Below are 12,406 nucleotides of genomic sequence, written 5' to 3' on the forward strand. Positions count from 1 at the left end.
CATAAAGGAGCACGCGTTGTCATGATGATTTACGTTAGGACTTTATTTCGAATTCATCTAGAGGCACTTTTCCGCTTTCCGTCCGCCTATATGATGGCCGTGGCGTGGTTGATCTTGGGCAAGCGCTTGCGTGCTCGGGGACATTTCGCCCGTTTGCTTGGGCAGACCTCTCTTGCGTACCGTTGGTGGGTGCAGAAGCAAACACAGGTCATGAAGCCAAGTCCACCCAGCGAGCCGCCTATCATTGTATTGATAGATGGCGAAGCGACTGCCCTTCCCCCTGACGAAACCTTAGCCTCGCTCCTAAGCGAAGGCCTGTCGTGGAATATCATAGGGCCCGATGCATCTTCGGACATTACTCAAGCTGCACGTGATATTGATTGGTCGGCTTCACCTTGCCTCATGGTCATGGCGGCTGGCGACAAGCTCGCGCTGGGTTCAGCTGAGTGCTACCGCATTGCGCTTAAAAGTAATGCCACTTCCTCAGCGATCTTTTCTGATGATGACTTGGTCGATGCCAAGGGAATTAGGTCCTCCCCCCATTTCAAACCCGGATGGAACAGCGAACTTTTCCGCCATCATGACTATCTGACCGGGTCATGTATTGTGCGGGCCGATGAGGCCATGCTGGCCGAGGCCGCAAAGCAACCGAACTGGGACAGCTGGCTGGTGAACGAGGCAATCCGGCGCGGTTCGGTCGCCCATATTCCCGCGGTGCTCCATCATCGTGCGTCGCGCCAGCCCGCCCCGCGTGAGGTGCAGCCTCTGACGATTGCCGACACCCTGCCATCCGTCAGCGTCATTATCCCCACGCGCAATCGCGCAGACCTGCTGCGCACCTGCATTGCCGGACTGCGCGCCACTGATTATCCGAACCTCGAGATCATTATCGCCGATAATGACAGCGACGATCCGGAGACCCTCGCCTATTTCGCGACGCTGGCGCAGCAAGGAATCACCATCCTGCCCCAGCCGGGCCCGTTCAACTATTCGACCATCAACAACAACGCCGTCGCCATCGCCCAAGGCGAGTTCATCTGCCTGATGAACAATGACATGGAGATCCTGAAGCCCGATTGGCTCGCGATCATGGTGACGCAAGCGATGCGACCAGAGGTGGGCGCAGTCGGCGCGCAGCTTCTCTACCCCGACGGGCGGATCCAGCATGCCGGCGTTGTCATCGGGGTCGGCAATGCCGCCGGCCATGCGCACAAATTTCTGCGTCCTGAAGATGAGGGCTACTTCCGCCGCCACGCTTTGCCGCAATATGTTTCGGCGGTAACGGCCGCATGCCTCGTGGTGAGGAAGGACAAGTTTCTTGCGGTGGGCGGACTTGATGACAAGAATTTCGCGGTCGCTTTCAACGATGTCGACCTGTGCCTCAAGCTGAACAAGCAAGGGTGGCAATCCTTTTACGAACCGCGCGCCGTGCTAGTGCACCATGAGTCCATCTCACGCGGGCATGACAAAGACCCGGTTGGTGCGGCGCGCTTCGCGAAAGAGCTCGCCGCCTTGCAGCGGATTTGGCGAACGGACGAAATCATTGATCCCTATCACCATCCCAACCTCAGTCGCGCGTCAGAGCAGTTTGCGATAAGCCTTACGCTATGATCGGCGCGACGAGCGGCAATGTGCTCAACCTTGACGAGGTTACCCTGATCGCTGCGACATCGGTCAACGTCGATGCCACGATCCAGGCGATGGAAGCATGCCGGAGCAACATCCGCTTTGCCGCCTGCAAACTCCTGACCCATGCCACCCCCCGCGATGTTCCGCAGGGTATTGATGTTGCGATCATCCCGGAAATGACGACGTCACGGCAATATTCTGACTTCATGCTGCGCGACCTTGCGGACCATTTCGACACGGCACATTGTCTCGTCGTGCAGTGGGACGGACACGTGGTGAACCCCCGATTGTGGAATGATAGATTCCTCGAATACGACTACATCGGTGCAAGCTGGCCGCAGTTCAGCGACGGGCATGATGTCGGCAATGGTGGCTTTTCCTTGCGAAGTCGCCGTCTGCTCGAAGCGTGCCGGTCACCCGCGTTCACCCCGAGCCATCCCGAAGACGTCGCGATCGGACGGCTCAACCGGACATGGCTCGAAGCCCAAGGCCTGCGCTTCGCCCCGCGCGATCTGGCTGACGCATTCTCAGCCGAACGGGCCAGCTCGCTTGATAAGGCCTTTGGATTTCACGGAGCCTGGCATATGCCGCAAGTTCTGGGTGCGGATCGATTCTGGACGATGTACCAAGAGCTGGAAAACCGTACGTCGGTCTATCATGACGCCAGGCTGATCATGTCTCACCTTATCAAAGATCGTTACGGGCTGAGCCGCTGCATGAAATTGGTCTGGGACAAGCTTCAACATAAACTATCAGGCTCAAGGAATATCCCGTGAACAATCCCTTTCCTGGGCTGCCGCTGATTGAGTCTCCGCTCTTCCCGCAACTCTCGCAGCAACTGGAACTGACCCCAGAGGAAGCGCGGATCGGCCAGGACCTGTTCGAACAGGGTTACGCTGTCTTTGATTTTCCGGACGATCAGCTTGATGCGCGGATCGACCGCATCAAACAGCATCTTGCGCCGCTTTATCATGTGGATTTCACTGATCCGGAAAGCGACAAGACATGCGGTGAGCGCCGCATCCAGGATGCGTGGAAATTCGACGCCGATGTCAAAGCAATTGCTGCGAATGAGGCTGTCATCACACTGCTGAGCAAGCTTTATGGACGACGGGCTTTTCCGTTTCAGACTCTGAATTTTCCGGTCGGCACCCAGCAGGACGCGCATACCGACATCGTGCATTTTTCTTCTTTGCCCGAAAAATTCATGTGCGGCGTGTGGCTCGCGCTGGAGGATGTCGCAGAGGGCGCCGGGCCGCTCTTCTACTACCCGGGTTCGCACCACTGGCCGGTGATGAGCAATGCTTTGATCGGACGGCGCGGCTACGAAAGCCAGCTGGGTTCAGCGCAAGAGCCTTTTGCCGAGGCGTGGCGAGCAATTTGCGACGCACGCAATGCCGCGTCCACGACCTTCTTGGCGCGCAAGGGTCAGGCGCTGATCTGGTGCGCCAACTTGTTGCACGGCGGGGCTGCGCAGACCGATCCCCGATTGACCCGCTGGTCACAAGTTACACATTATTATTTCGAAGATTGCATCTATTATACGCCCGCCTTCTCGGATGAAACGCTCGGCAAGCTTGCAATCCGCACGATTGACAGCATCACAGATGGCAAAGCGCGCCCAAACCTGTATCAGGGGCAACCGGTTACAGCGGCGCCCGGTCTCGTGACAGAAGCAAACAGCACTGCGCCGAGCAAACCATCAGGTCTTGCTTCTCGGGCCAAACGGTGGCTGGGCCGGGCCTTGGGATAGAGCGCAGACTGCAGGCGCGGAATGGAAGTCAACACCTGCCGCGTGCGGCAGATGCGAATACGGAATTGGGTTGGGAATAGATTGAAATGAAACTGAACAATGCTTCCGCATTCGGCAAGTTCGCTGCCAAACGCGTGTCCGCCGCCGCAGCCTTGCTGTTCTTGGCAGGATGCGCAGCGCTGCCGACCAGCGGACCCACCGGCACCCAGATCCGTTCGCAGATCGCAGATGATGCGAGCAAGCTTGGCATGACGCTTGTGCAGGTCGCGACGGTGAACGACCTACCGCGCCCTCCCGAACCGCCGGCGATGTTCCGGCCTGATTACACCCCAGGCCCTGCCACGGACCTTGTCGGCCCCGGCGATGTGCTCAGCATTGCGATCTTCGAAACCGGCGTGGCGCTGTTCGGTCGTCCCGTGACCAGCGCGGGCGAAGGATCCGGCGGCCTTGACACCTCTGCGCGCTCGGAACGCTTTCCGCCGATGCGAGTGAGCGATCAGGGTACGATCACTATCCCCTTTGTCGGGCAGCTCAATGTTGCAGGGCTGACGACAAGGCAGATCGAAGCGCAGTTGCGCCAGGCGCTGCGCGGCAAATCGCAAAATCCGCAAGTGCTCGTTGCGATTGCCGAAGGGCTGACGAATTCGGTGATCATTGGCGGCGACATTGCCCGTCCCGGCCGTCTGGTTTTGCCGACCAACCGTGAAAAGCTCTCGGAGGTTGTGGCGCTTGCTGGCGGGAACAAGGGCGAGATCAAGGATCTGCTGGTCCGGGTGTCGCGCAATGATGAGGTGCAGCAATGGCGGCTGGCAGACGTGCTTGATGATCCCGCGCTCGATGTGCGGATTTTCCCGTCAGACCGCATCACGTTGATCCGCGCACCGCAGAGCTTTACGGTTCTTGGCGCACCGGGGCAGAGCAGCCAGTTCCCCTTCCCCGCCGCCAAGACTTCACTGATCGAGGCGATCGCGATGGCTGGCGGAGCCAATCCCAATGCAGGCAATGCCCGGGCGATCTTTGTCTTCCGCATCGATCGCGATGAAACCGGCAAGGAAGTCCCGATTGTCTATCATTTCAACATGATGGAGGCGAGTTCCTACATCCTTGCGCAGAAGTTCGCGATGAAGGACAAGGATGTCGTCTATGTCGGCAATGCACTGGCCAATCAGCCTTCCAAACTGGTTCAGGTGCTGAGCCAGCTCTTCTTCCCGCTGGTCGCCTTGCAACAGGCGGGCGCGCTCTAGCGCGTCCGCGCAAGCATGGCTGACAAGGAAAACAGTGCCCCGCTGCTGCTGGATGTCACCCGGCTGATCTGGCGGCGGTGGGAAGGTGTCCGTCCCACGGGCATTGATCGCATCTGCGATGCCTGGCTGGAGCATTTCGCGCCACGATCACAGGCAGTCATCATCATGCGGAGGCGGCAGGTCATCCTGCCGCTCCGGGCATCGCAAGCGCTCTTCGCGGCACTGATCGCAGGGGGCCGGGCTGGTGCGTCTGTTGCGACGTTCCGGCGCGATCTGATCCTGATCGCCCTGCGGTGGGGCTGGCGCCTGCTCCGCACACTCGATGGGAAGGGCCGTTACTGGCTCAATCCCGGCCATACGGGGCTTCACATTCCCGGTCTGGCCGCGTGGGTTCGCCAATCTGATGTGCGGCCAGTCTATCTGATCCACGATCTGATCCCGATCACCCATCCCGAAACTTGCCGGGCCGGTGAAGACGCCAAACACACCGCGAGAATGTTGACGGCTTTGCAAACCGGCGCGGGGATTATCGCAAACAGCCAAGACACGCTTGATACGCTCGCGAATTTTGCATCCGGCGATGGCCTGCCACTGCCGCCGGCGTGCGTTGCCTGGCCCGGCTATGAGCGATTGCAGGTTGAGCCCGATGCAGCCCCCTCTTCACCGCCACACACGGCAACATTCGTAATCCTTGGCACGATCGAAGGGCGCAAGAACCACGCACTTCTCCTGTCAGTCTGGCGCCGGATGCTCGCCGACTTGGGCGCGCAATGCCCCCAACTCATCATCATCGGTCGGCGTGGTTGGCAGGCTGACGAGGTGTCTGCCACACTCGACACGCATGATTTCCAAGGCAAGGTTGTCGAAATGGGCGCGCTCGACGATGCGGCGCTGGCCAGCATTCTTCGTGACGCCCGCGCTCTCCTGTTCCCGAGCTTGGCCGAAGGGTTCGGGATGCCCTTGATCGAGGCTCTGGCCGCCGGAATTCCGGTTATCGCCAGTGATCTGGCCGTATTCCGGGAGATCGCAGGCGATGTGCCCGAGCTTCTGTCGCCGCAAGATGAAGCGGCCTGGCGAACCACGATCCTCGATTATGCAAGCCCGACGAGCGCTTTGCGAGAGCGGCAAATGGCACTGCTCGGCACATTTGCGCCGCCTACGTGGGATCAGCACTTTGTGCAGCTTGAGGAATTCCTCGGCCGCATCGCCAAGGGGTGACGGACGTAACCCTGTCGAGCGGAAACGTGCGCTAGGGCTAGCGCAGACGCGCGACGAGACGATTGGCCCGCCCCGCAAGCCGCCTGATCGCGACCAGCGCGCGGGCTTTCTGATCGAGCCTCACTTCACGCCCCGCCAGCCGCTGCACCAGCACCTCGGCCGGGCATGGCAAGCCGGTCTCGGGATCGAGATAACGCGGGTAGAGCAGATAGGTCGCAGCCACGAGCTCATTGAGGCTGCGGCGCGCGGTCCGCCGCGCAGGAACCGGGCCGTGATCCGTCGTCAGCCCCCACCCGGCGTAGAACGGCACGCCATAAACCGTGACCGGCTTGCCGTGGATCAGCGCTTCAAACCCCGCCAGCGAACTGTTGACATGGACTTCGTCGACCATGTCGATCAGCCCGGCCATGCTGGCTGCGGTTTCGACATGATCGGCATAGGCCGCCGCCTCATCCGCCGTCATAAGCCCACGGCGATGCCCGGCCAGCACATCGGGATGCGGCTTGTAGATGACAAAGGCATCCGGCCCCACGGCAGCGCGCGCGCGGCGCAGCAATTCAAGATTGGATGACAAAGCCCCGCCGCTCGTGACAGCGCGATCATCCTCGACCTGTCCCGGCACCAGCACATGGCGACGCGCGCCGCCCGGACGCGGCAAGGGGGCCGACTTGCCCTGCTCGTATTTGGAAAGGCCCGCCGCCACAATCGCGGCACGCAAAGCGGCCGCGCGTTCGCACAAGTCCGCAGGGTATTGGCCATGCTCCAGCAGATCTTCGATGTCGCTCGGCTGGTTGGGATCGAAATGCACACCGCGGCGATCAACGATGATCGAAAGCGGCGGCACGCAATCCGCGCCAAGCCCAGCGGAACGGATAAAGCCATCCTCGACTTCGAACACCGCCCGGCCTTCGAGCCAGCTATCCTGCGCAGCGCTAAGGCGTGAACGCCAGATCGCAACCTTGCCCTCCCCCGCACCCGAAGGCACGCCGCGCCGGAACGGGGTTTCGCGGCCATTCCACAAGAGCGGCGCGACAGTGGGTCGTTTCCAATGAGCAAAGCCCAAGGCCGCGACGATATCGCGATTGTTGTCAATCAGGCGGCGCCAGAACCCGCACAGTGCGATCGCCTCAGCCGACGAAATCGGTTCACCGCTGAAAGGATCGCGCCATTGCCACCCCGTCAAATGCGCCCGCAGCAAGGCAGCGACATCGCAGTCCTTCGGCTGCCCATCGGGGCCATGGGCAGAAAGCGGTATCTTGGCCGCCAGCGCCAGCAGGCAGCGCGGATCATCCGCGGGGAGCGACACCGCCTCGGCCGTATCGAGCAGCGCCCACGGATCGGCATCATCCGGCCAATTGCTCGCATCAAGCATGGCTGACCCGGCCATCTGCCTGCCCCAATAGCAGCCGCCAACCCGGTGGGCGGCCAGCGCGTCGAGCAGACTTGCGGCATCAGGCGCGGGCTCTTCGCCCGCACCGCTCGTCGGCACCGCAAAGTCAGGCAGCCGCGCGCCCGGAAAGGGCGGAATGGCAAGCAGCGGGGCCATCAGCCCGCAGCGGCAAGAGCGGTCAACTGACGCAGCAGATCGGGCAGCGCATCAAGCGGCACCATGTTGGGGCCATCCGACAAGGCCTTGTCAGGATCGGGGTGCGTTTCCATGAAGAGACCATCCACGCCCACGGCAACGGCTGCGCGCGCCAGCGGCGCCACGAATTGCCGCTGCCCAAGCGAGCGATCGCCGCCGCCGCCGGGCAGTTGGACACTGTGCGTGGCATCGAACACCACCGGGCAGCCCATCTCGCGCATGATCACAAGCCCGCGCATGTCGACCACGAGATTGTTGTAACCGAAGCTCGATCCGCGTTCGCACAGCATGATCTGCGGATCATTCACTCCAGCATCATGGGCCGCAGCCTGAGCCTTGCCGAGCACCGCAGCCATGTCGGCGGGCGCCATGAACTGCGCCTTCTTGATATTGACCGGCCTGCCGCTGGCCGCCGCTGCCATGATCAGATCGGTCTGGCGGGCGAGGAAGGCTGGCGTCTGCAGCATATCGACCACCTCAGCCACCGGCTTGATCTGATCGGGCAGATGCACATCGGTCAGCACCGGCAGGCCGGTCTCGCCGCGCACCTTTTCCAGCACGCGCAGGCCTTCTTCGAGCCCGTGCCCGCGAAACCCGTTGACCGAGGTGCGGTTAGCCTTGTCGAAACTGGCCTTGAAGATCACCGGCATCCCGAGCTCGGCGCCGATCGCCTGCAATCTTTCGGCAATGGCGAGGCACAGCGCTTCGCTTTCGATCACGCAGGGCCCGGCGATCAGGAAGGGAGCAGCGCCCGGAGCGCGGGTGAAAGAAGGCAGCATTACATCATTTCCAGTTGGGCGCGGCGGATCAACGCTGCCTCGATCAAGGGCACATCGGTCGGGTTGTTGAGTTCGATCATATCCCAACCGGGGTTTTCGCACAGCACGGTGCCAACCTTAAGGCCCGCATCAAGGAAGCGCAGCTGTTCGAGCCCTTCCTGCAATTCCAAGGGTGCTAGCGCAGCCGCGGCATAGGATTGCAGCGCATCCGGCCGGTAAGCGTAAACGCCGATATGCAAAAGCACGGGAAGAACCGGCACGGTGCCCGGCGCGACATGCGGAATGATCGACTTCGAGAAATAGAGCGCCCGCCCATCGCGCGCGCAGGCCGCCGTGGTTCCACCAACGCGGCCGGCTGCGGCATCGCTCTGGAGATGCGCGAGCACAGCAGGCGTCGCGGCCACAACAGGGGTTGCCATCGCAAGATCCGGGCGTGCCGCAAGCTGCTCGACCACGGCCTCGACCATCGCGGCAGGCGTCAACAGGGCATCACCCTGAAGATTGACGACAATATCCGGACGCGCCGCCAGGCCATCCAGCGCCGCGGCACAGCGCTCTGTGCCGTTGCGGCACTCGACAGGGGTCATCACCACCGCCATGCCCAACGCACGGCACGTCTCGGCGATGCTGGTGTCATCAGTTGCGACGACGATCTCAACCTCGCCGCCCACTTGCTTGGCAGCGGCCTCTGCAGCCTGCCAGGTATAGGCAATCGCCGGGTGCGCGGCGCCATCCGGGCCGGTGATCGGTGCGAGGGGCTTGGCCGGAAAACGCGTCGAAGCCAGCCGCGCTGGAATGATGATTGCTACTTTTGCCATCAGGCAAGAGTGGAATTCAGCGTTGGGCCTGTCGCAATGTCGTAGATTTGCACAGCACCGATCGGAATCTTCGGCTGTTTTTCATCCACCACAAACAAGAGCGTAATCCGGTGCGTGTTCATGATTTCGAGCGCTTCCTGCACCAGCGCGGTACGGCGGATGGTGCGCGGCGATGGCGTCATGAGTTCATAGGCTTTCGCCAGCATCAGATCGGCACCGTGGCGGCGCAGGTCACCATCGGTAATCACCCCGACGAGACAACCATCCGCATCGACCACGCCTGCAACACCCAAGCGCTTTTCGGTCATCACGACCATGACTTCGGGCATCGGCGCATGCAGCGGAACCAGCGGCAACCGGTCGCCGCCATGCATGACATCTTCCACCCCGCGCAGGTGCATGCCGATTTCGCCGCCGGGATGCAGCGCCCGGATGTCCTTGTCGGAAAGCCCGCGCGCGCGCATCGTTGTGACCGCCAGGGCATCGCCGAGCGCAAGCATCATGGTCGAGGAGGTGGTGGGCGCAAGGCTTGAACTGCACGCTTCCTCGACCTTGGGCAGCAACAGCGTGATATCCGCCGTGCGGGCCAACAAGGAACGCTGACTACGCGAGATTCCGATCATCGCGCAGCCGATGCTCTTGGCGTAGATGCAGAGCGGCTGGATTTCGACCGTTGCGCCGCTGTTTGACAGAACGATCAGCACATCGCCGGGGATCACCATGCCGACATCGCCGTGCGCGGCTTCGGCGGCATGAACGAACAGCGCCGGGGTGCCGGTCGCCGCGAAAGCGGCGGCAATCTTGCGGGCGATGTGGCCGGATTTGCCGATGCCCGATACGATCACGCGCCCACGGCAATTGAGGATCATGTCGACCGCTTGCGCGAAGCTTTCGCCGATCTGGTCATGCAGCAAATGGAGCGCCTGCGCTTCGAGCGCTATCACATCGCGGCCGCTGGCGATCACATTGGCTATGCGGGCCTCATCACGATAATGGGCATCGCGATCCCGCAGGACAGGAGGAAAAGTTCGCATCACAAGCCCCTAGCTTGCCATCGCCAAGGCATCTACCGAAGGCACATGCCCTCCGAGGAAACCAGCCTGATGACAATACAACATATTATCTTCGATCTTGATGGCACCCTGATCGACAGCGCCCGGCTGACCGGACAGATCATCGATGCCATGCTTGTCGATCGCGGCGTTGAGGAAACGGCCGATCGCGACATGATCCGGATGATGGACGCAGTCGGCGGCGAAAAGATGATTGCGGCTGTCATGGGCGCGCATACGGTTGATCCCACTGCTGACCTTGAGGCGTTCCGCGCCCGGCACCGCGTCGCCGCGACGCCCGCTGATCTGGCCTTTGCCGGCGTTGCCGAAACGCTCGACGCCTTGGCACAGCGCGGCATTCGCAGCGCCATCTGCTCGAACAAGCCGCAATTCCTGTGCGAGAAAATCCTCACGGACCTTGGCCTTGCCCGCCACTTTGACGCGATCCTCGGCAGCGCGCCGGATCGCCCGCAAAAACCCGCTCCAGACACCGCCCGGATGGCGCTTGCGGCGCTGAACGGTACGGCAGAAAGCACGCTCTATTGCGGGGATTCCCTGGTCGATCTCAAAACCGCGCAGGGCGCCGGTCTCCCGATGGTGCTCGCCCGCTGGGGTTACGGCGCCGAGGAGGTGATCGCCCAAGCGCCCCAAATTGTGGCTATCGACACGATGCATGATCTGATCACATTGCTTCATGGCCACAACCCCTAGCGGTTGCCCGTTTTCCCACGGATGTGCGTCGCAAAAAGCCGGTCCCAGAACATTCCGGTGATCGCATAATTGCCACCATCACGCCAGAAATGGTGGCGCATGTGATGGACCTTGAGCAGCCGCGCCATCGGCGACTTCATCGGCATTTGGTGGCAGCAATAGTGGATCAGGTCATAGATCACATAGCCAAACAGGAAGCCGAGCGAGAACCAGCTTCCTTGCGGCCCGATCAGCCATACGCACAGACCCCAGATCGCCCCAGCGACAGGGATGCTGACGATCGGCGGCATAAGATTGCGCAGCGCATCATTGGGTTCGGCGTGATGATTGCCATGGATCACGAAGATCGTTCGCTTGAGCCAGTCTGATTCCGGCTCGAGATGGAAAATCACGCGATGCAGAAAATATTCGGTTGCGGTCCACGCCAGCCAGCCGGCGAATACCATTCCGACAGACAGCCAATCGGGCGAGTGCTGCGCCGCCGCCACAGTCGCGACCAGCACCAGCAGGACGGGCCAGATCAGCAGGAACCCGGCAAGCGGGAACACGGTAAAGCGCTCGAAAAACGAGTTATCGAAAAGCTTTACGCGGCTTGGAGAGGAGGTGCGCGCAGACTTCATAAACGTCCCCAAAACGATCCCTCTCAGGCTGTCAACCGGTTTGCGACAGCATCCAGCCCAAATGCGGTCACTTGCGCAGGGGCCGTTCCAATGCAGCTTCCGCGCGGTGGCTGTTCGTAATATCGGCAAAAGTTTGCTGTGAGATGAATCACAGACAGCGGAATTCTGGAATTCATGCGGAGTTCCAAAACACCGATCAGTAACTTTCCTCAACCCCAAGAAAATTCTATCAACATCTTATGCATATTCTGATCACCGGAGCTTCGGGCAATGTCGGCGGTGCCTTGGCACGGCAATTGGCGGCTCCCGGTGTCTCGCTTTCCCTGTGGGGCCGGGACGAGGCGAGGTTGGCGGAGATAGCCGGCGCATGCGAGGCGCGGGGCGCCGCGGCCACGTGGCAGGCGGTGGATCTGGCAAACCTCGATGCAGCCTTGGCGCTGCTATCCGATCTCGACGACCTTCAGCCCTTCGACATGGCCCTGCTCGTCGCGGGACTTGGCGGGACCCAGGCTCCGGGCGATCTGGTGGAAGATGCCGCGCAGGTCGCAAGGCAATGCCACCTCAATCTGACCGTGCCCGCTGCCATGGCAGCCCATCTGGGCGCGCGCATGGGCAAGCGTGGGCGCGGCAAGATCGGGATCATTGGCTCGGCAGCGGGATTTCACGCCCTGCCCTTCGCGCCGTCCTATGCGGGGAGCAAGGCGGGGCTGGCCCGCTTTGCCGATGCCCTGCGGCTCGCTGCACAGCGACACGGGGTCACTATCACCCTCGCCGCACCGGGCTTTATCGCTGCCCCTGCACCAAGGGACAACAACGGCACGCGACCTTTCGAAATGCCGGTCGAAAATGCCGCGGCGGCGATCATCGCCGCGGTGATGCACGGGCGCGCGCGGATCGTCTTTCCCAAGCGCTTCATCGCCTTGCGCTGGCTTGATCAGGTCTTGCCGCGCCCCTTGCGCGATCGCCTGCTGCTAGCCCTGCCCGCCCCGTGAACGGA

12 protein-coding genes are annotated in these 12,406 nt (G+C 61.6%); 7 read left to right on the forward strand and 5 right to left on the reverse strand.

The window, feature by feature from the left end; all coding sequences use genetic code 11:
• The first annotated feature begins 21 nt into the window (after positions 1 to 21).
• From SOQ14_RS13360 to SOQ14_RS13380, 5 genes are all read left to right on the forward strand, one after another.
• Entirely contained in the window at positions 22 to 1,611 is a 1,590-nt protein-coding gene (locus SOQ14_RS13360) for a glycosyltransferase family 2 protein (RefSeq protein ID WP_322898621.1), read from the forward strand.
• Positions 1,608 to 2,405, forward strand: a complete 798-nt coding sequence (locus SOQ14_RS13365; protein WP_322898622.1) for a DUF5672 family protein — start codon at positions 1,608 to 1,610, stop codon at positions 2,403 to 2,405. Before SOQ14_RS13360 ends, SOQ14_RS13365 begins: the two co-directional genes overlap by 4 nt.
• Positions 2,402 to 3,382 carry a phytanoyl-CoA dioxygenase family protein gene (locus SOQ14_RS13370; protein WP_322898623.1) on the forward strand — a complete coding sequence of 327 codons (981 nt, stop codon included), beginning with the start codon at positions 2,402 to 2,404 and terminating at the stop codon, positions 3,380 to 3,382. Before SOQ14_RS13365 ends, SOQ14_RS13370 begins: the two co-directional genes overlap by 4 nt.
• An 86-nt stretch (positions 3,383 to 3,468) precedes the next feature.
• Positions 3,469 to 4,626, forward strand: a complete 1,158-nt coding sequence (locus SOQ14_RS13375) for a polysaccharide biosynthesis/export family protein (protein ID WP_322898624.1) — start codon at positions 3,469 to 3,471, stop codon at positions 4,624 to 4,626.
• A gap of 15 nt (positions 4,627 to 4,641) precedes the next feature.
• Positions 4,642 to 5,844, forward strand: coding sequence for a glycosyltransferase family 4 protein (locus SOQ14_RS13380; RefSeq protein WP_322898625.1), 1,203 nt, complete (start codon positions 4,642 to 4,644; stop codon positions 5,842 to 5,844).
• A 37-nt stretch (positions 5,845 to 5,881) separates the two neighbouring features.
• Here SOQ14_RS13380 and SOQ14_RS13385 read toward each other — a convergent pair whose 3' ends face one another.
• Genes SOQ14_RS13385 through SOQ14_RS13400 form a run of 4 tightly spaced genes read right to left on the reverse strand, consistent with a single transcriptional unit; the run spans position 5,882 to position 10,060 of the window.
• Positions 5,882 to 7,390 carry a capsular polysaccharide export protein, LipB/KpsS family gene (locus tag SOQ14_RS13385; protein WP_322898626.1) on the reverse strand — a complete coding sequence of 503 codons (1,509 nt, stop codon included), beginning with the start codon at positions 7,388 to 7,390 and terminating at the stop codon, positions 5,882 to 5,884.
• The gene (gene kdsA / locus SOQ14_RS13390) at positions 7,390 to 8,208 is read right to left on the reverse strand and encodes a 3-deoxy-8-phosphooctulonate synthase (protein ID WP_322898627.1); all 819 of its coding nucleotides are present in this window, start codon (positions 8,206 to 8,208) and stop codon (positions 7,390 to 7,392) included. Before kdsA ends, SOQ14_RS13385 begins: the two co-directional genes overlap by 1 nt.
• Positions 8,208 to 9,026 carry a 3-deoxy-manno-octulosonate cytidylyltransferase gene (locus SOQ14_RS13395; protein WP_322898628.1) on the reverse strand — a complete coding sequence of 273 codons (819 nt, stop codon included), beginning with the start codon at positions 9,024 to 9,026 and terminating at the stop codon, positions 8,208 to 8,210. The genes kdsA and SOQ14_RS13395 overlap by 1 nt, the downstream gene beginning before the upstream one ends.
• Entirely contained in the window at positions 9,026 to 10,060 is a 1,035-nt protein-coding gene (locus tag SOQ14_RS13400) for a KpsF/GutQ family sugar-phosphate isomerase (protein WP_322898629.1), read from the reverse strand. Before SOQ14_RS13400 ends, SOQ14_RS13395 begins: the two co-directional genes overlap by 1 nt.
• 45 nt (positions 10,061 to 10,105) lie before the next feature.
• On the opposite strand from SOQ14_RS13400, the gene SOQ14_RS13405 reads away from it, so the two are divergent.
• Positions 10,106 to 10,789: an HAD family hydrolase gene (locus tag SOQ14_RS13405; RefSeq protein ID WP_322898630.1), complete on the forward strand. Its 684-nt coding sequence runs from the start codon at positions 10,106 to 10,108 to the stop codon at positions 10,787 to 10,789.
• On the opposite strand, the gene SOQ14_RS13410 is transcribed toward SOQ14_RS13405, so the two are convergent.
• Positions 10,786 to 11,409: a sterol desaturase family protein gene (locus SOQ14_RS13410; protein WP_322898631.1), complete on the reverse strand. Its 624-nt coding sequence runs from the start codon at positions 11,407 to 11,409 to the stop codon at positions 10,786 to 10,788. The two genes, SOQ14_RS13405 and SOQ14_RS13410, sit on opposite strands and share 4 nt — an antisense overlap.
• Before the next feature lie 239 nt (positions 11,410 to 11,648).
• On the opposite strand from SOQ14_RS13410, the gene SOQ14_RS13415 reads away from it, so the two are divergent.
• Positions 11,649 to 12,401, forward strand: coding sequence for an SDR family NAD(P)-dependent oxidoreductase (locus SOQ14_RS13415; RefSeq protein WP_322898632.1), 753 nt, complete (start codon positions 11,649 to 11,651; stop codon positions 12,399 to 12,401).
• Positions 12,402 to 12,406 lie beyond the last annotated feature (5 nt).

The sequence above is a fragment of the Erythrobacter epiphyticus genome (assembly GCF_034653295.1).
Classification (GTDB): domain Bacteria; phylum Pseudomonadota; class Alphaproteobacteria; order Sphingomonadales; family Sphingomonadaceae; genus Erythrobacter.